24 protein-coding genes are annotated in these 24,038 nt (G+C 69.2%); 14 read left to right on the top strand and 10 right to left on the bottom strand.

Translation table 11 applies throughout. The annotated features are described in order from the left end of the window. The first annotated feature begins 125 nt into the window (after positions 1-125). The 4 genes from AC1RQF_RS01475 to AC1RQF_RS01460 are packed head-to-tail and all read left to right on the top strand — an operon-like array spanning position 126 to position 4,684. Positions 126-1,160 carry a sugar ABC transporter substrate-binding protein gene (locus tag AC1RQF_RS01475; protein ID WP_492871130.1) on the top strand — a complete coding sequence of 345 codons (1,035 nt, stop codon included), beginning with the start codon at positions 126-128 and terminating at the stop codon, positions 1,158-1,160. After that, the gene (locus tag AC1RQF_RS01470) at positions 1,157-2,710 is read left to right on the top strand and encodes a sugar ABC transporter ATP-binding protein (protein ID WP_492871129.1); all 1,554 of its coding nucleotides are present in this window, start codon (positions 1,157-1,159) and stop codon (positions 2,708-2,710) included. The genes AC1RQF_RS01475 and AC1RQF_RS01470 overlap by 4 nt, the downstream gene beginning before the upstream one ends. Continuing rightward, the gene (locus AC1RQF_RS01465; protein WP_492871128.1) at positions 2,707-3,720 is read left to right on the top strand and encodes an ABC transporter permease; all 1,014 of its coding nucleotides are present in this window, start codon (positions 2,707-2,709) and stop codon (positions 3,718-3,720) included. The genes AC1RQF_RS01470 and AC1RQF_RS01465 overlap by 4 nt, the downstream gene beginning before the upstream one ends. Next, positions 3,713-4,684: an ABC transporter permease gene (locus AC1RQF_RS01460; RefSeq protein ID WP_492871127.1), complete on the top strand. Its 972-nt coding sequence runs from the start codon at positions 3,713-3,715 to the stop codon at positions 4,682-4,684. The genes AC1RQF_RS01465 and AC1RQF_RS01460 overlap by 8 nt, the downstream gene beginning before the upstream one ends. Before the next feature lie 12 nt (positions 4,685-4,696). Here the strand turns inward: AC1RQF_RS01460 and AC1RQF_RS01455 are convergent, their stop codons facing one another. The 4 genes from AC1RQF_RS01455 to AC1RQF_RS01440 form a co-directional block, all read right to left on the bottom strand. Beyond that, positions 4,697-5,443: a hypothetical protein gene (locus AC1RQF_RS01455; protein ID WP_492871126.1), complete on the bottom strand. Its 747-nt coding sequence runs from the start codon at positions 5,441-5,443 to the stop codon at positions 4,697-4,699. A gap of 34 nt (positions 5,444-5,477) precedes the next feature. Then, the gene (locus AC1RQF_RS01450) at positions 5,478-7,949 is read right to left on the bottom strand and encodes a TonB-dependent siderophore receptor (RefSeq protein WP_492871125.1); all 2,472 of its coding nucleotides are present in this window, start codon (positions 7,947-7,949) and stop codon (positions 5,478-5,480) included. A 103-nt stretch (positions 7,950-8,052) separates the two neighbouring features. Beyond that, positions 8,053-9,036: a FecR domain-containing protein gene (locus AC1RQF_RS01445; protein WP_492871124.1), complete on the bottom strand. Its 984-nt coding sequence runs from the start codon at positions 9,034-9,036 to the stop codon at positions 8,053-8,055. Beyond that, positions 9,033-9,542 carry a sigma-70 family RNA polymerase sigma factor gene (locus AC1RQF_RS01440; protein ID WP_492871123.1) on the bottom strand — a complete coding sequence of 170 codons (510 nt, stop codon included), beginning with the start codon at positions 9,540-9,542 and terminating at the stop codon, positions 9,033-9,035. The genes AC1RQF_RS01445 and AC1RQF_RS01440 overlap by 4 nt, the downstream gene beginning before the upstream one ends. A gap of 159 nt (positions 9,543-9,701) precedes the next feature. Between AC1RQF_RS01440 and AC1RQF_RS01435 the strand changes: the two genes are divergently transcribed. The 4 genes from AC1RQF_RS01435 to AC1RQF_RS01420 all read left to right on the top strand — a co-directional run bounded on the left by AC1RQF_RS01435 (position 9,702) and on the right by AC1RQF_RS01420 (position 13,671). After that, the gene (locus AC1RQF_RS01435; RefSeq protein WP_273995966.1) at positions 9,702-10,622 is read left to right on the top strand and encodes an AraC family transcriptional regulator; all 921 of its coding nucleotides are present in this window, start codon (positions 9,702-9,704) and stop codon (positions 10,620-10,622) included. 127 nt (positions 10,623-10,749) lie between these two features. After that, positions 10,750-11,451, top strand: coding sequence for a fumarylacetoacetate hydrolase family protein (locus AC1RQF_RS01430; protein WP_273995964.1), 702 nt, complete (start codon positions 10,750-10,752; stop codon positions 11,449-11,451). A gap of 469 nt (positions 11,452-11,920) precedes the next feature. Beyond that, complete coding sequence (locus AC1RQF_RS01425; protein WP_273995962.1) at positions 11,921-12,709, top strand: DUF3050 domain-containing protein; 789 nt, start codon at positions 11,921-11,923, stop codon at positions 12,707-12,709. Between the two features lie 95 nt (positions 12,710-12,804). Further along, positions 12,805-13,671: a CPBP family glutamic-type intramembrane protease gene (locus AC1RQF_RS01420; RefSeq protein WP_273995960.1), complete on the top strand. Its 867-nt coding sequence runs from the start codon at positions 12,805-12,807 to the stop codon at positions 13,669-13,671. A gap of 15 nt (positions 13,672-13,686) precedes the next feature. Here AC1RQF_RS01420 and AC1RQF_RS01415 read toward each other — a convergent pair whose 3' ends face one another. Further along, complete coding sequence (locus AC1RQF_RS01415) at positions 13,687-14,355, bottom strand: MarC family protein (protein WP_273995959.1); 669 nt, start codon at positions 14,353-14,355, stop codon at positions 13,687-13,689. Between the two features lie 252 nt (positions 14,356-14,607). Here AC1RQF_RS01415 and AC1RQF_RS01410 point away from each other — a divergent pair, with 252 nt between their 5' ends. Then, the gene (locus AC1RQF_RS01410) at positions 14,608-14,886 is read left to right on the top strand and encodes a type II toxin-antitoxin system RelE/ParE family toxin (protein ID WP_273995957.1); all 279 of its coding nucleotides are present in this window, start codon (positions 14,608-14,610) and stop codon (positions 14,884-14,886) included. Positions 14,887-14,907: 21 nt separating this feature from the next. Next, on the top strand, positions 14,908-15,213 hold the full coding sequence (locus AC1RQF_RS01405; RefSeq protein ID WP_273995955.1) for a HigA family addiction module antitoxin: 306 nt from the start codon (positions 14,908-14,910) through the stop codon (positions 15,211-15,213). 126 nt (positions 15,214-15,339) lie between these two features. On the opposite strand, the gene AC1RQF_RS01400 is transcribed toward AC1RQF_RS01405, so the two are convergent. Both AC1RQF_RS01400 and paaH read right to left on the bottom strand, forming a co-directional pair. Then, positions 15,340-16,143, bottom strand: a complete 804-nt coding sequence (locus AC1RQF_RS01400) for an enoyl-CoA hydratase-related protein (RefSeq protein ID WP_492871121.1) — start codon at positions 16,141-16,143, stop codon at positions 15,340-15,342. Positions 16,144-16,216: 73 nt separating this feature from the next. Next, positions 16,217-17,806, bottom strand: coding sequence for a 3-hydroxyacyl-CoA dehydrogenase PaaH (gene paaH / locus AC1RQF_RS01395; protein ID WP_492871120.1), 1,590 nt, complete (start codon positions 17,804-17,806; stop codon positions 16,217-16,219). Between the two features lie 251 nt (positions 17,807-18,057). On the opposite strand from paaH, the gene AC1RQF_RS01390 reads away from it, so the two are divergent. Next, the gene (locus AC1RQF_RS01390) at positions 18,058-19,143 is read left to right on the top strand and encodes a calcium:cation antiporter (protein WP_273995952.1); all 1,086 of its coding nucleotides are present in this window, start codon (positions 18,058-18,060) and stop codon (positions 19,141-19,143) included. Between the two features lie 234 nt (positions 19,144-19,377). Here the strand turns inward: AC1RQF_RS01390 and AC1RQF_RS01385 are convergent, their stop codons facing one another. Then, entirely contained in the window at positions 19,378-20,316 is a 939-nt protein-coding gene (locus AC1RQF_RS01385) for an alpha/beta hydrolase (RefSeq protein ID WP_492871119.1), read from the bottom strand. A 281-nt stretch (positions 20,317-20,597) separates the two neighbouring features. On the opposite strand from AC1RQF_RS01385, the gene AC1RQF_RS01380 reads away from it, so the two are divergent. Then, entirely contained in the window at positions 20,598-21,782 is a 1,185-nt protein-coding gene (locus tag AC1RQF_RS01380) for a helix-turn-helix transcriptional regulator (RefSeq protein ID WP_273995948.1), read from the top strand. 330 nt (positions 21,783-22,112) lie between these two features. Here the strand turns inward: AC1RQF_RS01380 and AC1RQF_RS01375 are convergent, their stop codons facing one another. Together AC1RQF_RS01375 and AC1RQF_RS01370 are read right to left on the bottom strand one after the other, a co-directional pair. Continuing rightward, positions 22,113-22,331, bottom strand: coding sequence for a hypothetical protein (locus AC1RQF_RS01375; protein WP_492871118.1), 219 nt, complete (start codon positions 22,329-22,331; stop codon positions 22,113-22,115). 196 nt (positions 22,332-22,527) lie between these two features. After that, on the bottom strand, positions 22,528-23,088 hold the full coding sequence (locus tag AC1RQF_RS01370; protein ID WP_273995944.1) for a hypothetical protein: 561 nt from the start codon (positions 23,086-23,088) through the stop codon (positions 22,528-22,530). Positions 23,089-23,141: 53 nt separating this feature from the next. On the opposite strand from AC1RQF_RS01370, the gene AC1RQF_RS01365 reads away from it, so the two are divergent. After that, positions 23,142-23,531, top strand: coding sequence for a nuclear transport factor 2 family protein (locus AC1RQF_RS01365; protein ID WP_492871117.1), 390 nt, complete (start codon positions 23,142-23,144; stop codon positions 23,529-23,531). A gap of 39 nt (positions 23,532-23,570) precedes the next feature. Then, complete coding sequence (locus AC1RQF_RS01360) at positions 23,571-23,969, top strand: SDR family oxidoreductase (protein ID WP_492871116.1); 399 nt, start codon at positions 23,571-23,573, stop codon at positions 23,967-23,969. Positions 23,970-24,038: the final 69 nt, after the last annotated feature.

Here is a 24,038-nt window from a genome sequence, read left to right as displayed (position 1 = left end):
CCGGTCCCGTTTCGGCATGTGCGCCCAGCGCATAACCAAAGCGCGAATCGATCGTTCCGTTCCCGGCGCGGGTTGCATACAGTGATCGCTCGTCCAACGCCGGCTTCCTCGCTTCGTCTCCCGCCATGATCGCTGCCCCGCCTATCCTCGACCGCCGCCAGTTCATCGCGCTGGGCGCCGCCGCGCTCGCCGCCGGGCTGGGCAGCGCGCGCGCCGATGCCGCCGCCGGCACCGCGCCGCCTTCGCTCAAGGGCAAGCGGATCGGCATCAGCGCGGTGGGCACCGATCATTACTGGGATCTCAAGGCCTACCAGGGCGCGATCGACGAAGTGAGGCGGCTCGGCGGCACGCCGATCGCGCTCGATGCCGGGCGCAGCGACAGCCGCCAGATCGCGCAGATCCAGACGCTCATCGCACAGAAACCCGACGCCATCATCGAGCAGCTCGGCACGGCTTCGGTGCTCGAACCCTGGCTCCGGAAAATCCGCCAGGCCGGCATCCCGCTCTTCACGATTGATACCGCCTCGCCTTCGAGCCTGAACGTCGTCACGTCGGACAACTTCCTGATCGGTTCGCAGCTGGCGCTCCAGCTCGTCAACGACATGCGCGGCGAAGGCAACCTCCTCGTGTTCAACGGCTTCTACGGCGTACCGGTCTGCGCGATTCGCTACGACCAGCTGAAGGCCGTGCTGAAGTGGTATCCGAAGGTGCGCATCCTGGAACCGGAGCTGCGCGACGTGATCCCGAACACGGTGCAGAATGCCTACGCGCAGATCAGCCAGTTGCTGCAGAAATACCCGAAAGGATCGATCTCGGCGATCTGGGCCGCGTGGGATGTGCCGCAGGTCGGCGCGACACAGGCGGTCGACGCGGCGGGCCGGCGCGAGATCCGCACCTACGCGGTCGACGGCAGCCCCGACGCCGTGGCGCTCGTCAAGGATCCGAAGTCGAGCGCGGCCGCCGTGGTCGCGCAACAGCCGGCGCTGATCGGCCAGACCGCCGCGCGCAATGTCGCCCGCTACCTGGCCGGCGAACGCGCGCTGCCCGCCTACACCTATGTGCCGTCGGTGCTCGTGACCAAGGACAACGCCGACGTCGCGCAACAGACGCTCGGGCAGCACGCGAACGCGGCCGTCCTCCCCGGGACCGCCCGCGCATGACGCGCGGCGCCTCCGCGCTCACGCTGCACGGGATCGTGAAGCGCTTCGACGGCGTGACCGCGCTGCGCGGCGCGTCGCTCGACGTCGCGCGCGGCGCCGTGCACGGTCTCGTGGGCCAGAACGGCGCGGGCAAGTCGACGCTCATCAAGATCCTCGCCGGCCTGTACGCGCCCGACGCGGGCACGATCGCGATCGACGGCGCCCCACAGCGGGCCGATCCCGCCACGCCGCTGCGGACGGCAGGAATCGGTTTCATCCATCAGGAGCGTCTGCTGCCGAGAACGCTCACGGTCGCCGAGGCGCTGTTCCTCGCGCAGCCGCCGACCTTCGGCCGCGGCCCCAACCTGCTGCGCGCGTTGCTGCCGCTCGACTTGAAGCGGATGCGGCGCGAATGCCGCGCCCGTCTGCACGAACAGTTCGCGATCGATCTGCCGCCCGACCGCCTGATCGGCGAGTTGAGCGTCGCCGAACAGCAGATCGTGCAGATCACGAGCGCGCTGATCCGGCGCAAGTCGATCCTGGTGTTCGACGAACCGACCGCCGCGCTCGTGTCGGGCGAGATCGACCGGCTGCTGCGCACGATCGAACGGCTGCGCGACGACGGCGTGACGGTGCTCTACGTCTCGCATTACCTGGCCGAGATCGCCGCCGTGTGCGACCGCGTGACGGTGCTGCGGGACGGCCTCGACATCGCCACCTTCGATGCGCGCGCCACGCCGGCCGCCGCGCTGGTCGCGGCGATGGTCGGCGACGCCGCGCGCTGCCGTGCGGTCACGACGCCGCGCCGCCACGGCGAGATCGTGCTGGCCGCGCGCGGCCTCGCTCGGCCGGGACATTTCGGACCGCTGTCGTTCGAGGTGCGGCGCGGCGAAATCGTCGGCGTAACGGGCGCGCTGGGCTCCGGCGCGAAAGCGCTGGTGCGCGCGCTGTTCGGCATCGAGCCGGCCACCGAGGGCAGCCTGTCGATCGCGGGCCGCGCCGTCCGTCTCCGGCGCCCGCGCGACGCGGTCCGGCACGGCGTCGCGCTCGTGCCGGAGAACCGGCACGCGCATGGCGTCGCGGCGACGCTGAGCGTGCGCGAGAACGCTCTGCTGGCCAACCTGTCGCGCTTCGCCCGCGTCGGCCTGATCCGCCGCCGCGATGAAACCACCGCGGCACGGGCGCTGATCCGGCGTCTCGACATCCGCCCCGCCGATCCGGAGCGCGCGGTGCGTTTCCTGTCGGGCGGCAACCAGCAAAAAGTCTCGCTCGCCAAATGGCTGAGCCGCGCGTCGACGATCTATCTGCTGGACGAGCCGACGGTCGGCGTCGACGTCGCCGCGAAAGCGCAGATCTACCTGCTCGTCGATGAACTCGCACGGACCGGCGCGGCGATACTCGTGCTGTCGAGCGATCTCGACGAGCTGCTCGCGCTCACCGACCGGGTGCTCGTGATGGCGCGCGGCCGGATCGTCGCCGCCTGCCCGTCCGCGCGCACCGACGCCGCGACCTTGCTCGCGTGGACCACCGGCGCCCGCGCGCCGCACCCGCCCGATGGCGTGCCGGCATGAACGCGGTACCGGACACGCCCCTCGGCGCGCCACCGATGCCCCTTCGGGCGCGCGCCTGGCTCAGGCAGGGCGCGTGGCTTGCCGTCGCACTCGTCTGCGCCGGCTTCGCGCTCGGCTCGCCGCTGTTCCTGACGCTCGCGAACCTCGGCAATGTGCTGCAGCAGAGCGCCGTGACCGGGCTACTGGCGCTCGGCCTGACCATCGTGATGATCGGCGGCGGCGACGATGCGATCACCGGCGGGCTCGACCTGTCGATCGCGGCCAACCTCGGCTGGTGCGCGGCCGTATTCGCGGTCGCGACGCGCGCGGGGCTCGGCGATGCGCTCGCCTGCGCGCTGACCTTCGGCGCGGGCGCGGCGGTGGGCGCGCTCAACGCGTGGGCCGTCACGCGGCTGCGGATCCTCCCCCTGCTCGCCACGCTGACGACGATGAACCTGTGCGCGGGTCTCGAACTGGTGTTGACGCAGAACACCGCCGTGGAAGCCGCCAGCCCCCTGCTCGGCGCCTTGCTCGAAGACGGGCCGTTCGGCGTGCCGCGCATCGGTTGCGCGCTGCTCGCCGCGGCCGCGGTGCTCGGCGTCGCCGTGCACCGCACGCCGTGGGGGCTGCACCTGCGAGCCGTCGGCGCGCACCGCGCGGCCGCGGCGGCGGCGGGCATCCCGGCTGCGCGCCGGATTGCCGCCAGCTATGTGGCGAGCGGCATCGCGGCGGCCTTCGCCGCGCTCGCTTCGGGGGCCCTCCTGAGCGGCAGCGCCCCCGGTTCCGGCGACAACCTGCTGCCCGTCGTCGCTGCCGTGCTGCTCGGCGCGGTGTTTTCGCGACGCTTCGTGCCGACGATCCCGGGCACGCTGGTCGCCGTGCTGTTCGTCGGCATGCTGGTCAACGGTTTCCAGCTGAACAACCTGTCGAGCTATTGGGTCAACGGGGTCGAGGGGGCACTGATCCTGTTCGTCGTCGCCGCCACCGCATTCATGCGGCGGCGTCATGCGGGAGGAAGAGCCGATGGCTGACTGGTTCGCGCAGTCGCGCCGCTTCGCGGTGCTCGGCGCGCTGTTCATCGTGCTTGCGGGTTTTGCCGCGACGGCGCCCGGGTTTGCGACGCTCGCCAACATCGAGCGGGTGCTGGTCGACAACGTCGCCCTGCTCGCGATCGCGGCGCTCGGCATGACGCTCGCCTTGTCGATCGGGGCGATCGACCTCTCGCTCGGCACCTCGATCGATGTCGCGGGCCTCGCGTTCGTCGTCGCGCTCGCGCACGGCCTGGGCGTCGCGCCCGCCGCCTGCGCCGGGCTCGCGGCCGCGCTCGCGGTCGGTGCATTCAACAGCGTGCTGGTTGCGCGGCTCGGCATCGCACCGTTTCTCGCCACCCTGGGCACGCTGTTCATCGGCCAGACGATTCAGCAACTCGCGACCGACGGCGGCCAGCCGATCTACCTGCTGAGCGTCGCGCTGCCCCCCGCTTTCGACACGCTCGCGCATGGCGGCGCGGCCGGCGTCGCCGCGCCGCTGTGGATCGTCGCGGGCCTCGCGCTGGCGCTCTACGCCGCGCTCGCGCATACGCGCTTCGGACGCGCGGTCGCGGCGCTCGGCGCCGCGCCGGGCGTCGCCCGCTACTCGGGCCTGCCGGTCGGCGCGGTCACGGCCGCCGTGCTGGTTGCGAGCGCACTGATCGACGGGGTGGCCGGGATCGTGCTGTCGTCGACCGTGCGCGCCTATGCGCCGCTCGCCGGCAACGCCTATCTGCTCAATGCGATCGGCGCGGTATTCATCGGCGCGACGCTGTCCAGGCAGGCGCGGCCCAATGTCGGCGGCACGCTCGTCGGCGTGCTGCTGCTCGCCTTCGCCGCGAACGGCCTGTTGCTGATCGGCTGGAACTTCTACTGGCAGCAGGTCGCCACCGGCGTGCTGATCTTCGCGGTCCTCGCGCTCGGCTCGCTCGCCCAGCCCACCCGCGCACCGCGGCGCGCGGGTTGAGCGGCGCGCCGCTCAGCGCAGCCCGGCCGCCCAGTCCACCGCGCCGTCGAACAGCGTGAGGCCGTCCGCCGACAGGTTCTCGAACGTCGTGTTGTTCAGGAACAGCATCACCCGGCGCGCGGGCGCGAGCGATTCGTAGTCCATCGTCGCGCCGGTCTCGTAGGCGAAGATCGCGGCCTTCTCCGGCTGCCCGTAGACGGTCGCGATGATCGACGCGCCGAGCCCCGGCTTGCCCCAGCTCATGCTCGCCTGGCGGCCGTACACGTTGGTCGCGCCCGCGCGCAGCCCGGCCGCGATCGGATGCGGCGCGTTGACGATCCACAGGTAACGCTCCTTCCCGGTCTCGCCGAAATCGGCGTCGTGCCGCTTGCCGGTCATCGCGAGATCGTCGAGCAGGTCGTTTTCCCAGGTGACGAGCGGCTTCGCGAGCGTGCGCCAGCCGCTCGCGACGTGCTTCGACGCGACGGTCGACGAAATGATGACGAGATCGGCATCGGCGGCGGCCTCGACCGGCTGCGCCTCGTCGACGAGGCGCACCACGTAGCCGCGCGCCGCCAGATGCGCCTGCGCGCGCGCGTCGACTTTCAGGTCGGGACCGTGCAGTTGCACGAGCATCACGACGCGCTTGCCGGCGCCGGGCTGCGCGGGCGTCTGCGCGTATACCGGCGGCAGCGCAGCCGGGAACGCGAGCGCCGCGCCGGCGGCCGCGCGCAGCAAGGCGCGCCGCAAGGGTTTGAAGGAACGGAAATGATCGGACATGGTAAATCTCCTGGTCGGCTCGCTGGACGGTGACTCAGAACTGCAGGGTCGTCAGCAACGAGACCTGCCGCGCATCGCCGATCGCGACGAAGTAGCGGTTCGCGCTCGACGGGTAGTAGGTGCGGTTGAACAGGTTCTTCACGTTGAGCTGGAACTGCAGCTTCTGCTTGCCGATCCGCGTGTCGTAGCTGGCGAACGCATCGGCGATCACGTAGGACGGCAGCGTGAAGCTGTTCGCGGAATCGCCGGGGCGCGCGCCCACGTAGCGGCCCGCCGCGCCGATCCGCAGATCGTCGCCGCCGAACACGGTGCCGACGTCGTAGACGGCCGCGAGCGACGCCGTGTGCCGGGCGACATTCCACAGCTGGTTGCCCGCGTACAGCGGATCCTCGGTGGTCTTGGCGTCGATGTACGCGTAGCTCGCGATCACGTTCCAGCGTTCGCCGATCTGGCCGGACACGTCGAGTTCGACGCCGCGCGAACGGGCCTTGCCGGCGGTGCGCCAGTCGGTGAGCTTGGTGGCGTCGTTGAATTGCGACACGAGCACGTTGCGCTTGTCGATGTTGAACAGCGCGAGCGTGCCGGTCAGGCCGGCCGGCAGGTCGAGCTTGCCGCCCAGCTCCCACGACGTCGACTGTTCCGGCAGCATCGCCGAGTCGATCACGGTGTTCGAGCCGAGCGGCGCGATCGTCGAATTCGGTTTCAGCGACTGTGTATAGCTGCCGTACAGCGAGAACGCGTCGTTCCACTTGTAGACGAGGCCCGCGCGCGGCAACCACTTGCGGCCGTCGATATCGGTATTGCGCTGGAACGGCCGGCCTCGGCCCGCCACCTGGTTGTAGGTCAGGAAGCGCACGCCGCCGACCAGGATCCACTTGTCGGTGAGCTTCACGCTGTCCTGCACGAAGAACGAGGCGTCGTGCAGCGTGTCGGTCTGGTCGCTGTCGCCCGCCGACACCGTGCTCGACGCGCCCAGGCCGCCGTACACCGGATTCAGATAGCTGAACGGCGTCTTGACGGCCTGGCGCAGCAGGTCCGCGCGATAAATGCGCCGGTACTCACTGTCGACGCCGACCATCACGTCGTGCTCCATGCCCGCGACGCGCAGCTTCCCGTTCGCATACGCGATGCCGTAGCTGTCGGTGCTGAGCGAGCCGTGCGTCGCGTCGTTGCTGCGCGTGAGCGTGCCCTTGCCCGGATTGATGCCGGTGATGCGCAGCTGGTTCGCGTCGTAGGTCTCGCGGTTGTAGCTGTAGCCGAGATGCACCGACCAGTCCGGATTGATCCGGTGGTCGATCATCAGCTGAGCGAGGTGCGATTCTCCCTCCATATTGTTGAACGGCTCGTCGAGACGACGGCGCGCGGGAATATCGAGGGGCGCGTTGGTGCGCGGATCGAGCGAGGTGCCGCGATCGAACGGCGCCAGGAATGTGCGGTACTGGTAGGACAGCGACACCTGGGTGTCCCGGCCGTACCACGCGAGCGAGGGAGCGACGAGCGTTCCGCGATTGGTGCCGAAGTTGCGCCAGTACGGCTCGTCGCTCTGGTTCACGATGAGCCGGTACGCGAGCCGCGAGTCGCCGATCGCGCCGGTCGAGTCGAACGTCACGCCCGCGCCGTTGCGTCCATGGCCGTAGGTCGAGCCGAGCACCGAGATCGCGTGGTAGCGGGTCAGCGACGGCTGCTTGCTGACGACGTTGATCACGCCGCCGGGATCCATGATCCCGTACAGCAGCGACGCCGGCCCCTTGAGCACCTCGACGCTGTCGGTGGTCTCGTTGAGCGCGCGGCCCTGCACGAGCGGCATGCCGTTCTGCATCACCGAGCCATCGCGATTCGCCCCGAAGCCGCGCTTCATCAGCGTGTCCTGGGTGCCCGCGAGTGTGTTGCCCTGGGTGATGCCGCTCACGTTGGCGAGCGCGTCGTCGAGGTTGCGCGGCCGCTGGTCGCGCAGCACCTGCGCGGGGACGACGTTGATCGCCTGGGGCGTGTCGAGAAGCTTCGCGTCCGAGCGCGTGATCGACGCCTCTTCGGCGGGCCGATAGCTGTCGGCCTGCGGCCCGCTCGCGCGTACGGCGACCGCGGGCAGCGCGGTTTCGACGGCGACGCCGCCCGTCGTCACCCCCGGCGCGCCGGCCCGGATCAGCGTGTAGCCGCCGCCGGGCTGGCGCACCGCGATCAGGCCAGTGCCGGTCAACAGCCGGTCGAGCGCGGCCGCTGTATCGAATTCGCCCCGCACGCCCGGGCTGCGCAGACCGTCGGCCTGTTCGCGCGAGAACGCGAGCAGGATCCCCGCCTCGCGGCCGAAACGGTTGAGCGTCGCTTCGAGCGGACCTTCCGGGATCGCGTAGGCGCGGCGCGCGGCGCGCTCGGCGGCGGACGGTGTGCCCTCCGGGGAGGCCCACGCGGCGGGCGGCGCGAGGGCCGAGACGAGCGCGGCGGCGGCGAGATGCTGGACGATCCGCCGCGGCGCGCGGCGAGGAGGGAGGCGAATGAACGAATTCATGATCGGTGACGGATGGGACGTTGGGCGAAGTGCTGCTTTCATTTCCCATGTCACGCGAACATCGAAAAACAGCTCACCCCGGCCGAAAATATTTTGATAGGGCTCAGGTCCGGGCCGGCACGACCCTGACCCAGTAGCGCGTGAACGACGCGATCCCGACGGGCAAGGTCGCGCGCAGCACCGTGAGGATCCGGTCGGTGTCGTCGAGCGGATAGGTGCCGGAGACGCGCAGGTCCGCGACCGCCGCGTCGCAGTCGAGGCGGCCCGGGCGATAGCGATCCAGCTCGGCGATCAGGTCGCCGAGCCGCATGCCGGCCGCGACCAGCATCCCATCGGTCCAGGCCGCCGCGTCGTCGGCGAGCGGCGCAACGGGTTCGAGCGCGGTGCGCGTGAAGCGCGTGGTCTGGCCGGCGTCGACGACGCGGGCAGCGGCGGGCGCATCGTGCGGCGTGGCGCGCACGGCGCCCTGGAACACCTCGATCCGGGTTGTCGCGGCCTGTCCGCGCACCGCGAAGCGCGTGCCGAGCGGCTGCAGCGCGCCCTGCTCCGTGACGACGGAAAACGGGCGGGCCGGCGCATGCGGATCGTGGCCACTCGCGACCATGATTTCGCCGCGTACCAGCCGGATGGTGCGCGCGAACGCATCGAAGTGGAGATTGACCGCCGAATCGGTATTGAGCGTGAGCACGGTCCGGTCGGCGAGCGTGACGGCGCGGCGCTCTCCGACCGCGGTGCGCAGGTCGGCGCGCCAGGCCTGCCAGGGCGTGCTGCGTTCGGTCATCCACGCCGCGCCGCCCACGCCGAGCAGCACGCTCAGGGTCTTGAGCGCCGCCCGGCGCCGCGCGGGCGCGAGCAGCGCGGCGCGGGCCGCCTCGGCGCCGGACCCGCCGGCGAACCGGGCGAACCCGCTGTTGACCTTCTCGATATGACGCCATGCGGCCTCGTGCAGCGGATCCTGCGCGCGCCAGCGCGCGAGGCCTGCGCGGGTGGCGTCGGTGGCGCGCCCCGATCCCAGCTCGACCCACCATTCGACGGCACGCTGCGCCACCTCGGGCGGCACGCTGGGCCAGGATGTCGCCGTCCTCATGCGGCCAGCGCGAAGAAGCACTGCGCGCCCGCCTTGACCAGATGGCGCTTCACGGTGGACAGCGAGAGGCCCAGCTCGGCGGCGATCTCGGTGTGCGTGAGCCCGTCAAGCTGGGACAGCAGGAACGTGCGTTTCACGACGACGGGCAGGCCGTCGAGCAACTGGTCGATCTCGATCAGGGTTTCCAGCAGGATCGCGCGCGTCTCGGGCGAAGGTGCATGGGCTTCCGGCAGTTGCTGCAACGCATCCAGGTAAGCGCGCTCGACCTGCTCGCGCCGCCAGTGGTTGAACAGCACGCGCTGCGCGACCGTGGTCAGGAACGCGCGCGGCTCACCGGCGTCGATCGGCTCGTCGCGCGCGAGCAGCCGCATGAAGGTGTCGTGCGCAAGGTCGGCGGCCCGGTGCGCGCACCCCACCTTCCTGCTCAGCCAGCTGTGCAGCCAACGATGGTGGCCGGTATAGAGCGTGCCGATTTCCTGATGCAGCAGCAGTTTGTTTGCCGACATGAGCCGTCTGTTCCCGAGGTGACCGGGGTGCGAGTTTGTAAATGAGAATGATTATTATATACAGTTTACAAAACTGACCAAGGAGGAAGACGCGCGACGCCCGCACGGAGCGCAACCGCTGTACCATCGCGACTCGCACGCATTTCACGCACCACCGTCATGTCTTCCGATTCCCAGCCGCGCATCTACGCGATGCCCGAGCGCAGCGATCGCCTCGATTTCTACATCCGCGATCAGACCACGCGCCAGGCGATCACCGAGCCTCATCGGCATGCGTATTTCCAGATCCAGTTCAACCTGGGCGGCGACACCGAGCAGCGCATCGGCGGCGTCACGCGCCCGTTTCCGCGCGGCGCGCTCGCGTTCGTGCCGCCCTACCGCGAGCACCTGATCCCGCATCCGCCCGGCGCGCATTTCGTGGTCGTCAATTTCTCGCTGGCCTTCCTGCGCGCCGACCTCGACGTCGACCCGCTCGACCTCGACGATCTGCCCGCGCAACGCGCGCCGGAGCTGGCGCCGTTCCGCGTCCAGGAGCATCTCGATTTCATCCTGACGGGCGCCGCATTCGACGAGGCGCGCCGGCTCACCGAACGCATGCTCGATGCGGACCGCGCGCGCACGTTCGGCTCGGTGCCGCTGCTGCGCGGCTACCTGCTGCAGCTGATCGGCCTCGTCTGCATGCAATACGCCGGGCCGCTCGAACGGCTCACGCACGGCGGCGCGCCGCGCGCGGGCCGGCGCGATGCGCTCGCCCGCGTGCTGCGCCATGTGCGCGCGAACCTGACCAACGGCGAGCTGACGCTCGCGGGCACCGCGGAGGCGGCGTTCCTGTCGCCCAACTATCTGGCGCACCTGATCCGCAAGGAAACCGGCAGCACCTTCACCGATCTCGTCACGGATCGCCGCATCGCACTGGCGCAATCGTTGCTCGCGCACACGACGCGGCGCATCACCGATATCGCGCGGTCGGTCGGGTTTCGCGACGAAGCGTACTTTTCGCGGCGCTTTCGCGCGCGCGTCGGCCTGTCGCCGAAGGATTACCGGGAGGCCAACAGCGCCGGCGGGCCGCCCGGGGCGTAGTTATGTCCATGAATCAGCCACTTGCGTCGCGGTGCCGCCGCCCCAGTCTTGCTATCGTGACGGCAGAGCGGCGCGCGGGCCCACGCGGGCCGGCCGCGCCGATGTCCCAACCAGACAGGAACCGAACATGACCGACTTTGCCGTGCCGCCGCCCATCGCGCCTTCCGTCGAGATCGCCGGAAGCACGTCCCGCTTCCCCGTGCGCCGGGTCTTCTGCGTCGGCCGCAACTACGCGGACCATGCCCGCGAGATGGGCCACGATCCTGACCGCGAACCGCCCTTCTTCTTCACCAAGCCGGCCGACGCGATCGTGCCCGCGCGCGACAGCGTGCCTTACCCGCCGCTGACCGCCGATCTGCACCACGAGATCGAACTCGTGATCGCGATCGGTCGCGCGGGCCGCGCCATCCCGGCCGCCGCGGCGCTCGACCACGTATGGGGTTATGGCGTCGGCGTCGACCTGACCCGGCGCGACCTGCAGGCCGAGGCCAAGAAGCTCGGCCGGCCGTGGGATTGGGCCAAGGGCTTCGACGCCTCGGGGCCGCTGAGCCCGCTGCACCCGGCCGCGACGCTCGGCCATCCGTCCGCCGGCCGCATCTGGCTCGCGGTCAACGGCGAATTGCGCCAGCAAGGCGATCTCGCGGACCTCATCTGGCCGGTGGCCGACATCATCAGCCACGTGTCCCGCTCCGTCGAACTGCGCCCGGGCGACCTGATCTTCAGCGGCACGCCGGCCGGCGTCGGCGCGTTGCAGCCGGGCGACCGCGTGACGGGTGGCGTCGACGGGGTCGACGCGTTCGAATTCGTGCTCGGGGCCCGCGCCGAATAAGCGCCGAATAAGCGCTGATCCGCGCGCGCCCGCCGCGGCGTGCATGGCCTCAAGCGGGGAGTCGCCGGTGCAGGCTGACTCCCCGTATTTGTTTTGTTACGTCGGATTGCGACGGGCATGCGGGGCGCGACATCGCCGGGATGAATAAAATTCCGCGCGCCCCGGATTAACAAAATTTATATTTTCGACCTGTGCTTGCGCAAAGCACGCCAGATCGCACGGACAAAAATCAATAAAAAAATCCACCTGGCTGAGTAAAAATCCCTTCGCAGGCTGGCCGGGCCTTGGTCACCCAGATCGCTTCACCGTCAGTCGAAAAGGCATTGCCGCGAGCTTCCGACTTATTAATATGGAGGCGCGAGCCGGGCCGCATGACACACTGTTCCGCTCGCCATGACGGGTAACGATCTTCCCGCGATCTTTTTCCCGGCATCAAAACATAATCCGATTTTCATCAAGGGATAACATCATGGCCAAGATTGAATTGCTCGAATCGAAGCTTGCCGCGCGGCATGACGCGCTGGCCAATCACCCGGTTTTCCATTCGATTCGGTCGATCGAGGAGCTGCGGACGTTCATGGAGTGGCACGTGTTCGCGGTGTGGGATTTCATGTCGCTGGTCAAGCGGCTGCAGGCAGACCTGACGACGGTGTCGGTGCCGTGGATCCCGCCCCTCAACATCAACGCGGCGCGGCTCATCAACGAGATCGTGCTCGGCGAGGAATGCGACGAGACGCCGCGCGGGTACATGAGCCACTACGACCTCTATCTGCATGCGATGCGCGACATCGGCGCGTCGACGGAGCAGATCGAGCGGCTGATGGCGCTGCTGCGCTCGGGCGTCGGCATCGGCGCCGCGCTCGACACGGTCGCGCCGCCGCCGCCCGTCCATGCGTTCGTGGTGGAAACGATGCGGGTCTGCATGTCGGCCCCGACCCACGAGGTGCTCGGCAATTTCTTTCATGGCCGCGAGAACGTGATTCCGGACATGTTCCGCACACTGCTCGACGTCTGGCATGTCGACCGCAAGGACGTGCCGCTGCTCGCCTACTACCTCGACCGCCACATCGAGGTGGATTCGGGCGAGCACGGGCCGGCTGCGCGCACCCTGATCCTGGAGGCCGCGGGCGACGATCCCGTCCGGCTCGAAGCGGCGCTCGAGGCGGGGCTCGCGGCGATCGAGGATCGCCTGAAACTCTGGGACGGCCTGCTCGCGCATCTGCATGACGAACGGCGCGCCCGCGCGCCGGCGTTGTAATCCCTCCGCCGTGCCGCCTTCCTTACGTTTCTTTCGCCTCGTGGAACGGACGCGTTATGATGTGCGGCCTTTCATCTGAACATTAGTACTTCTCTATGTCCGGCTCGACTCTCTGGCTTGCGCTTCCCTGGAGCGCCATCTTCCTCGCAGCGCTGGCGATCTGGATTCCACGGCTGCGCCGGCTCAGCCTCGGCGTATGCGCCCTCGGCTACGCAGGCGGCTTCATGACCGGGCAGCTTGCCCCGGCGGCCGTCGCGCCGCTTGCGCTGCTCGCCGCGGCCGCCTATCTCGTCGCCCCGCAGCGGCCCGTCGCCGCGCGCTGGTCAGGACACCTGCTGTTCATCGTGCTCGCGGTCGCGCTGACCCTGCACTGGCTGCCGGGCTTCCACAATCCACGCGTGATCGGCCCGGTGCGCTTCACGCCCGACGCCGTGCCGTTCACGATGTACCTGAATTTCGACAAGCCGCTCGTCGGCTTCTGGCTGATGTGGGTGCTGCCCTGGCTGCGGCCGGCCGTGCCCTGCGCGCGCAGCATGCGCATCGGCCTGGGCTCGGCGCTCGCCACTTCGACGGCATGTCTCTCGTTCGCGCTGGCGCTCGGGATGGTCGGCTGGGCGCCGAAATGGCCCGCGCTCGGCTGGCTGTGGCTGCTCAACAATGCGCTGCTCGTCACCTTCGCCGAGGAGGCGCTGTTTCGCGGCTATCTGCAAGGCGGCCTCGAGCGCCTGCTCGCGCCGCGGCGCGGCGGCGGCACGCTCGCGCTGGCGCTGGCCGCCGTCGCGTTCGGCGCGGCGCATCTGGCGGGCGGCTGGCCCTGGGCCGTGCTCGGCACCGTCGCGGGCGTCGGCTACGGGCTCGCCTACCGCCACGGCGGCCTGCGCGCCGCCGTGCTCGCCCACCTCGGCCTGAACCTCATCCACTTCACGCTGTTCACCTATCCGATGCTGCAGGCGGCGCGCTGAGGCCGCCGCGCGGCGTCAGCGGATCTGATCGGCGATCGGGCGCAGGAATTCCGAGAACCCGGTCAGCATGATCTGCACGCCGACGCACAGCAGCAGGAACGCTGAAACGCGCATCGCGACCTTGGTGCCCTCCGCGCCGAGGTAGCGGGCCAGGAACGCCGCACGGCTGTAGGTCTGCCAGATCACCACGGCGACGAGCAGCGAGACCGCGATCGACACGATGCTCGACAGCACGAACTCCGACAGCTTGTGCGTGCGGTTCGCATTGAGCGCGATCGCGGTGGCGATCGAGCCGGGGCCGGTGGTCAGCGGGATCGTCAACGGGAAGAAGGCGCGCGCCATCGCGCTGCGCGCATCGATCGGCTTGACCGCCGTGTCGCCGCCCGGCACGTCGGGCTCGTTGAGCATCTGCCAGCCGGACACCGCGACCGCGAAGCCGCCGCCGATGCGCAGCGCCTCCATCGAAATCCCGAAGAAATGCAGCACCGGCGTCCCGACGAAAAAGGCCGCCATCAACACGATGAACGCGTTGAGCGCGACCTTGCGCGCGAGCACGCCACGTTCGGCCTCGGTCAGCGATTCCGTGCGTTCGAGAAACAGGAAGGCGATGCCAAATGGATTGATGATGCCCATCAGGCCAGTGAAGCCGAACAGGATCTCGGAGATCAGACGGTCGACGATCATCGAATACGCACGAAAAGGATTGGCGGACAGGGCGCGACCCCGGTCGCGCCATTGCAGAGCAAGGCCCCATCACGTCACCCCGGATATGCCCGGCCCGGCGCGCGACACATTCGGCAAACATCTTCTGATTGACCGGACGGCCAGCTAGGCGCCCGCGCGATAGCGGATCAGAGTGGCTTGGCGTGAGCACCCTCGTGCCGTACTTCAGGTTCACGCATCAAATATTACTTTGAGCGTAATACCGGGAGCGTTATGATCCAATCGTTTCGTTGCAGGAATACCGCCGCCTTGTTTGCCGGCGCGCCGCCTCCCGCGTTTCGCGCGTTCGAACGCGTCGCCTGCCGCAAGCTTGCGATGCTCGACGCGGCGCACGCCCTGCGCGACCTGGCCGCACCGCCTGGAAACATGCTCGAAGCCCTGTCGGGCGATCGGCGGCACCAGTACTGCATCCGGATCAACCAACGCTGGCGTCTCTGCTTCGAATGGACGGAAAAAGGTCCGGCGCAGGTCGAGATCGTCGACTATCACTGAGCCCCGGCTCGAGGAAGGCCTATGAAAACCATCAACGCGATGCCCGCGATCCACCCGGGCGAGGTGCTGCGCGAGGAATTCCTCGCACCGCTCGCGCTCAGCGTGAATGCGCTGTCCCTCGCCCTCGTCGTACCCGCCACGCGCCTGCACGAAATCGTCAAGGAGCGGCGCGGCATCACCGCCGACACCGCCTATCGGCTCGCGCGCTATTTCGGCACGACCGCCGAGTTCTGGCTGAATCTCCAGATCGACTACGATCTCAAGATCCTGCCGACCCGCGACGAGATCAACCGCAAGGTCGAGCCGCGCGAACCGCACGAGGCGTGAGGCTTCGCCGGCGCGCCGGACACGCGAACGGAGAATCCCCATGCGTTTCGATCGACCGCCTCGTCGACAGCGCAACCGCCACGCCCGCGCGAGCCCGGCTGTGCGCCGGGGCCGCGCCAGGTCCCCTTACTCGCCGCCGCTCTCCCATGCGGGCGGACGCTTGGCGAAGAACGCCGCGAACCCTTCCTTCGCCTCGGCAGTCGCCCGCACGCGCGCGATCGTCTGCGCCGTGAACGCCGTGCGCTCGGGCGAAAGCGGATACTCGCCGACCACGTCGAAGAAACGCTTGATCTCCATCAGCGCCGCCGGGCCGTTTCGGCTCAGCTCGGCGAGCGTGCGCTCCAGCGCTTCATCGAGCGTATCGAGCGGCACGGCCTGATGCGCGAGCCCGATCTCGACCGCCTCGCGCGCGCTCAGCTGGGTGCCCGTCAACGCGAGCCGGCGCGCCTGCCGCTGGCCCACGGCTTCGACCAGATACGGCCCGATCACGGCCGGCAGGATCCCGAAACGGGCCTCGCTGACCGCGAAACGCGCGTGCTCGCTCGTGATCACGATGTCGCAGGCGGCGCATAACCCGACCCCGCCACCGAACGCATGCCCCTGCACGCGCGCGACCGTCGGCTTCGGACATTCTCGGATCGCCCGCATCATCGCGGCGAAGCGCTGCGCGTCGACGAGATTCGCCGCCGCATCGTTCACGCTCGCGCGGCGCATCCACTGCAGATCGGCGCCCGCGCAGAATGCTCGACCGTCCGCGCGCAGCACGATCGCACGCACCGTAGCGCATGCGCCGAGGTCGGTAAATACGCGCGTCAGCTCGGCGATCATCGTTTCGTCGAACGCGTTGAGCACGTCTTCGCGACGCAGGCACACGGTCGCGATGCCGCGGGCGTCGTGCGTGACCGACAGGGTTTGATGGGTATGCGTCACGGAATGGTTTCCTGAGGTGCTGATGAAATGAAGTCGATAGGCGGTTGTCCCGCCCGCCGCGCGGCGGCCCGCGTCAAGCGTGGAACGGCTGGCCGGCCGCGCGCAGCGCGGACAGCAGCGGCGACACCCGGTAGCGGTCTTCGCCGTAGCCCGATGCGAGATGCGCGAGCACGCGGTGCACGTACGCAACGCCGATCTCGTCGGCCCAGCCCAGCGGTCCGCGCGGGTAATTGACGCCCTTCTCCATCGCAAGATCGAGATCCGCCGGGGTGCAGACGCCCTGGTTCACCGCGTCCGCCGCCTCATTGATCAGCATCGCAACGGTGCGCATCACGATCATTCCCGGCACGTCGGCAAGCGTGACGACCGCGAAGCCCGCGCGCTGGAACAGGCCGACCGCGCGCGCATACGCGGCAGGGCTGCATTGGCGAGCACGGGTGAGCGCGATCGTCGTCGCCTGCGCGTAGTCGCGGGCGAGGTCGACCAGCACCAGGTTCGGCCGGCCGCTGGACGCGGCGCGCTCGGTGGCCGTGCGGCCGTCGGTCAGCGCGAGCGCAACGTCGTCGAACGTCGCGACGAGCGCGTCGGTATCGGCGTCGGCGGTATCGTGCGGGATACCGCAGGCCGCAAGCCGCGCATGCAGCGACGCGACCGGGCCGCCCCACGGATGGCCGCCCCGCGGATGGCCGCCCCGCGAGAACAGCGTCATATGTCCGGGCTCCTCATGCGCGGGCTCGATCGCGGGCGTCGGCGGGTCGGCCGCCTCGCCATAGGAATAGAAGCCACGCCCGGACTTGCGCCCGAGGAAACCGGCGCTGACCAGCTCCTGCTGGATCAGCGACGGCGTATAGCGTGGATCGTTGAAGTACGCGCGGAACACCGATTCGGTCACGGCGAAGTTCACGTCGTGACCGATCAGGTCCATCAGTTCGAACGGCCCCATGCGGAAGCCGCCCGCGTCGCGCATCACGGCATCGAGCGATGCGGGCGTGGCGCCCTGCTCGTTCAGTACGCGCAACGCCTCGGCGTAGTACGGCCGCGCGACCCGGTTGACGATGAAACCCGGCGTCGACTTCGCATGCACCGGCCGTTTGCCCCACGCGGTCGCCGTGTCATAGATCGTGCGCGCCGTCTCGGGCGAGGTCGCGAGGCCGCTGACGATCTCGACGAGCGCCATCAACGGCGCGGGATTGAAGAAGTGCATGCCGACCACCCGCTCCGGCGCGCGCAAGCCGGCGGCAATCGCCGTGATCGACAGCGACGACGTATTGGTCGCCAGGATGCAGGTGTCGGCCACGTGGCGCTCGAGCGTCGTGAAGATCTCGCGCTTGATGTCGAGCCGCTCCGCAGCCGCCTCGACGATCAGCCCTGCGTCGGCCAGCTGATCGAGCGCGCCGACGAGCGATACGCGCGCGCCGGCCGCCTCGGCCGCTTCGGCGCTCAGGCGGCCTTTTTCCGCGAGCCGCGCGAAATTCGCGCGAATGCCGGCCAGCGCCCGCGCCGCCGCCGCCTCGCTCAGGTCGAACAACCGCACCCGATGGCCCGCCGCCGCCGCGACCTGCGCGATGCCCGCGCCCATCGCGCCCGCGCCGATCACGCCCACCGGGACGGCGCGCCCGAGCGCCCGCGGCGCGTGGTCTGTGTTGTCTGGAGATCGGCTCATCGGACTGCACCCATGGTGATTGACGAGCGGAGATTATAAGCCGACCGGTCGGTATGTTTATATAAAAACATAAACACGTGGATTCCAGGGCCCGAACCATGAGAATTTGACGAAGTTGCGCGAGAAACTTGCGCGCATCCGGCACTTTTTAGTAAGTTCGACGGTCAACCCGTGGCACGGTCGATCACTGAAGCCGTTGTCCCGCCCCTGTTAGAATCCGCTCGCGTGAGCTGCCAATCAAGGACCCCAACATGCCCAACTCATCGCATGCCCTCCCGCGCTGGACGCTCTGGGCCCCGCTTGCCGCGTGGCTGGTGCTCGCGCTGTCGCGTGTCGCGCCGGCCGAAGGCTTCATCATTGCGTTGTTCGGCGTCGCCCTCGCCGGCGCCGTGTTCGCGGCCGTGCACCACGCGGAAGTGGTCGCGCACCGCGTCGGCGAACCGTTCGGCACGCTCGTGCTCGCGATTGCCGTGACCGTCATCGAAGTCGCGCTGATCGTCTCCGTCATGCTGTCGGCCGGCCCCGAGAAATCCGGCCTCGCGCGCGACACCGTCTACGCAGCCGTCATGATCGTCTGCAACGGGATCGTGGGGATGTGCCTGCTCGTCGGCGGCTGGAAACACGGCGAACAGGACTTCCAGGGGCGCGGCGCGAACAAGGCGCTCGCCGTGCTCGCTTCGCTGTCGGTGCTGTCGCTGGTGATGCCGAATTACCTGAGCGCCGTGCCCGGCCCGCAACTGTCGACGTCGCAACTCGCGTTCGCCGGCGTCTCCTCGCTCGTGCTGTACGGCGTATTCGTGTTCGTCCAGACGGTACGCCATCGCGATTACTTCCTGGTCGGCGCGAGCCCCGACGAGAATGTGCATGCCGTGCCGCCGAGCGTACGGGTCGCGCTCACGAGCCTCGTGCTGCTGTTCGTGTGCCTCATCGCGGTGGTGCTGCTCGCGAAGCTGCTGTCGCCAGCGGTCGAGCGCTCGATGATGAGCCTCGGCGCGCCGGAAGCCGCGGTCGGCATCGTGATCGCCGCGCTAGTGCTGCTCCCCGAAGGGCTCGCCGCGGTGGGCGCGGCACGCGCGAACCGGTTGCAGACCAGCATGAATCTCGCGCTCGGCTCCGCGCTCGCGAGCATCGGCCTCACGATCCCGACCGTGGCCGTGGTGTTCATCTGGACCGGCCGACCCCTCACGCTCGGCATCGGCGGCATGGAAACCGTGCTGCTCGCGCTGACGCTGCTCGTCAGCACGCTGACGCTGAGCACCGGGCGCACGACGGTCCTGCAAGGCACGGTGCACCTGTCGCTGTTCGCCGCCTACCTGTTCCTGTCGATTACTCATTGAGGCGCATCGCCCGCCGCTGCTCGCGCGGTCCGGCGAGAAGCGCGGCGGCGGCAATGCAACAACGGCGCGCGCGCTCCGCGCGCCGCCGACGGCCATTCGACGGCCGCTCGCCGGCTCGCCGAATCGGTTGGACGGCGCACCGCCGCACCTGTGCCTCTCCGGTCCGGCGGCCGGCTGACACACCGCCCGCTCTCCAATCGTGAATTCGGCGGACCTGGCCCGCGCCGCCGGGCGTCAACGGATCGCCGTCCGATCGAATGCATGGCGCAGCGCATCGGCGCTGAACGTGAGCACGCGGTCGGCCGCATCGAGCACGCCGAGCATGCTGGCGAAACCGTGGATCTGCCCCGGCCAGCGCACCTGCGTAACCGGCGTGCCCGCTCGGGCAAGCCGCGCGGCATACGCTTCGGCTTCGTCGCGCAGCGGGTCGAATTCGGCGCTGACGATCGTCGCCGGGGCGACGCCCTCGACATCCGGCGCGGCAAGCGGGCTCGCGAGCGGCGATGCGCGATCGGCGTCCTCGCCGAAATACTGGCGCTTGAACCAGCGCATCAGATCGGCCGTCAGGAAATACCCTTCGCCGAGCGAGGCATAAGACGGATGTTCGATCGCACAATCGACAACCGGATACAGCAACAGCTGATGCGCGATCGCAATGCCCGAGCCACGCAACCGCAGCGCCGCGACCGCGGCAAGATTGCCGCCCGCGCTGTCGCCCGCCACCGCGATCGCGCCACTGCGCGCGCCGAGATCCCGGGTGTTGGAAGCCGCCCAGCGCACGGCGTCGCACGCGTCGTGCGCGGCCGCCGGAAAACGCGCCTCGGGCGCGAGCCGGTAATCGACCGACAGCACGAGCGCGCCCGCGCGCCTGGCGAGGCTGCGGCACAGGTTCGCGTGCGAATCGAGACCGCAGGACACGAAGCCGCCGCCGTGGAAGAACACCGTCAGCGGCAACGGCCCGCCGCCCGCGGGCCGGTACAGGCGCGCGGGCAACGCACGGCCGGCCAAGGGGATGGCCCAATCCAGTTCCTCGGCGATCGCGTCGCCGGGCGCGAAGACGCCCCCCGCGGAAAGGCTTGCGCGGAAGGCCTGAACGGTCAGTTGATCGCAGTCGATCGGGGACGCCTGGGCGAACGTCGCGAGCAGCGCCTCCGCTTGAGGGTCGAGCGGCATGGAAACTCCTGTCAGGAATGGATTTGGTCCGAATCAGGAAAACCCGCATCGCGATTTCCCCTAAGCACGTGCTGAATACGTGTGGGCACGGCCTGGCAGGCATTCCAGCGCAGACGCGCGGGCGCGCCATCATCCGATCGGACGATGGTTCGCCGGTCCGGATGACCAAAGCTCCAGATGCAGGACCTCTCCCGGTAACGGCGGTGTCAGAGCGGGGATTAATCTGAGCGGCGCGGCTGGATCGAACCCGGCGCGGGCTGCATGGAGGATGGAACGTGCTGATGGAGACGAAACGGGCTCCGCAAGAGAGCCAGCCAATCGATGACCAAGCCGGCATCGGCATCGCGGATTTCAGCGAACTGATGACGCGGATCTACCAGGGGCCGTTGGAAACCACGCCGTGGGCCGGTGCGCTCGAGCTGATCCGCGGCTGGCTGCAGGCCAACTACGTGACGCTGATCCTGCGCGCGGCCGCGTGCGACCGGCGCGCGCCGCTGTCGGTGCATGCCTCGGAACTCGGGCCCATCGTGCCCGGCGAAGCGTCCTACAACAGCTATTATTATTCGCTCGATCCGTTCGTCGGCCTGCCCGCCGATCGCGTGGTCACGGTCGACGACGTATTCGGCGACACCGGCTGGCTGTCGAGCGAACTCTACAAGCAGTTCCTGAAACCGCAGGACGTCCGCTACATCCTCGGCGCCGATCTGCGCACGCCGTCGGGCGTCGAGTGCCGGTTCCGCGTGTGCCGCAATCATGCGTCGAAGCAGTTCTCGGCGCGCGACAAGGCGATCTGCGCGCTGCTGCTGCCGCATCTCAAGCGCGCGGTCGAACTGCATTCCCGGCTCGATACGGTCGAGGTCGAGCGGTCGATCTATGCGAACGCCATCAACCGGATGCAGATCGGCACGATCACGCTCGACGAAAACGGCGCGATCATCGACATGAACAGCGTCGCCCACGAGATCGTCAAGCAGCACAACGGCCTGACGCTGGCGCGCGGCACGATCGAGGCGACCGACGCGCAGGAAAATCGCACGCTGCAACGGCTGATCCGTCACGCGGTGCTGGGGCATCACGGCACGGCCGCGGCCATCGTCGAGGCGATGCCGATCACGCGCAGCTTCGACAAACCGCGGCTCGGGCTGCTGGTGCGTACGGTGCTGCTGTCGGAGTGGTCGGAGGACAACAAGCGGCAGGTGGCCGTCACGCTTTTCCTGCGCGACCCCGACCGCAAGCCGCAGGGCGTGCAGGAAATCATCCGCAAGCTGTTCGACCTGACGCCGGCCGAGACGTCGCTCGCGTTGCTGCTGACCAACGGGCTGACGCTCGAGGAAGCGGCCGACGCATCGGGCATCAGCAAGAACACGGCGCGTACGCATCTGCGCGCGATCTTCTCGAAGACCGGCGTGACGCGTCAGGCGACGCTGGTGCGGATCCTGCTCGGGAGCGTGGTGCCGCTGGGGTGATGGCCGATGCGGACGCAAGGGCTCACGGCGCGCTTCGCGGCAGTGCGGTCCGCCCGCCGGTGCATCGCTGTCGTCCGTCGGACGCTATCCGCCGCCGATGCGGGGCGCGCGTGAAGCGCCGCGCGCGCCTCGACTCGCCAGCCTCGGCCATCGTCCTTCCGCGTCCCACGGTCATTGCGCGCGAGCGCGCCGCGCGACGCCGATGCCGATGCCCGTGTCTCAATCGCGGTCGCATGCGCGCCCGCCTGACGGAGGATAGGAAGACGCCCCGTGCGGTATGCCCTTGGAATCTCGTCGCTTGTTCTCTCTCTCGATAGCGAGACTGCGCAGCTACGCGGCGCGATACGCTGCGCGCCGCATGGCCGGCCGCTGCGCGGGCGTGCCGCCGCTACCGCCGAGATAGATCAGCGCGCTCGGCCCGCCATAGCACGTCGCGCATTCGACGCTCAGCGTATCGGCGCCCGCGCGCGCCGCTTCGATCGCCGCGCCGAAGCCGACGATCAGGACGTCGTGTTCGGCATCCCAACGGCCGACTTCGCGAGCATTCACGGGGAGGTTTGGAGAAATCCCGGATGACATGGGAAAGGAATCGGCAGAACGAAAGATCCGACGGGCAACGACCAACCGGGCCGACGGCACAGTCGGCCGGGCTCGAGAACGCACGATGACGAAGCATCGACGCACGGATTGGCGCGCAACCGGACGGTGGCGCGCGCCGCGCGCCACCCTTCGCGATGCGGCGCCGTCACATGCCGCGCAACGCGGCGAACCCGAAGCGCGACAAGTCGATCGACACACACCCGGCCGGCAGGCCGTTCACGTCGACCGAGCGGCATTGCAGCATGCCCGGCGAATACGGCGGCGAGGGCATCCATTCGAGGCCGTAACGCGCCATCGCCACGAGGGCGAGCGTGCCTGCCGCCAATACGCTGATCTTGCGAGTCGCCAATCCCATGATCGTTGCCCCCTCCGGTAGCGCCGCCTGATGCGGTTCGTACCCGATGCGCGAGAAGCCGCACCGGATGACTGCACGGTAGCCGCACGCAGAACGCGGGCCATCATCCATTCCGACTAGGGACAAACGCCGAACGGGCGGCGCGCCGGGCGATCCGCCCCTGACCTGCCCGAATGCGAACGCCGCGGCGGCGCGCATGGTCGATGCGACGGATTGCCCTGGCCGGGTCGCCCGGGCGTCCTGCCGGACGCCGCCTTGCGCGATTCGGGTGCCGGGCCCGCGTCCGCCCTGCTCCATATGGACGATGACCCGCGCCCGCCCCGATGCAAACCTGCGGGTCGATGTCGTCATGCGGCCGTGTTCGCGCCGCCCTTTTTGGTTTCACTCATTCATGGGAGTCCGGCATGACCGAATCCAACCCCCGCCAAGCCTTGTACGACCTCGCGTGCCGGTATGCGCAGACGGTCGACCGGCGCGACTGGCCGCAGTTGTCGGCCCTCCTCACCACCGACGCCCGGCTGACCGGCCCCGGCTTTCAGCTCGACGGCCGCGACGCGATCGTCGCCGGGATGCAGATGATCGAGCGCTACGAGACGACCCAGCCTCACGTGCACAACCAGCTCGTCGCGCTCGACGGCAACGAGGCCGCGGTCGAGACGTACGGCATCGCGTGCCACGTGCACGTGCGCGACGGCGTGAGGCGCAAGCTCGACCGGGGGCTGCGCGATCGCGACCGCTGCGTGCGCGAAGCCGTCGACGGCGGCACGTGGCGTTTCGCCGCGCGCACGCTGTAAGTGGACTGGGTTCAAGACCTGCCGCTGGAGGGTTGAGCGATGCCCGCCTCTCGTCCTCTCGAAGGCCGGACCGTGCTCGTGACGGGCGGCGCCGGCGGCATCGGCGCGGCCTGCGCGCATGCGCTCGAAGCGGACGGCGCAACCGTCGTCCTGATGACCCGCCGCCGCGTCGCGCTCGAACACCCGCTGCGCCAGCTGACGAACGCCGTGCCGGGCGGCCGCGTCGAGATCCAGCCCGGCGGCGCCTGTCTCGAACAGATTCCACTCGGCACGGCCGGCGACGACCCGGCCGCGATCGCGCAAGCGGTGCGTTATCTGGCCGGCCCCGAATCGGGCTGGGTGACGGGTCAGCGTTTCGCCGTCGACGGCGGCCACGAGTTGCGCACGAACCCGCGCCTCGACGCGACGCTCGCGCATCGACCGTGCTGGACGCCGTAACCGTAGGCCGCGTACCAGGCGCCGCGTGAACGCGCCCGCCTTCCAGACCTCAGAGGAGCCTGACCAACC

The organism is Burkholderia sp. GW821-FHT14F03, assembly GCF_058803765.1.
This window is presented reverse-complemented; position numbering and strand designations above follow the sequence as displayed.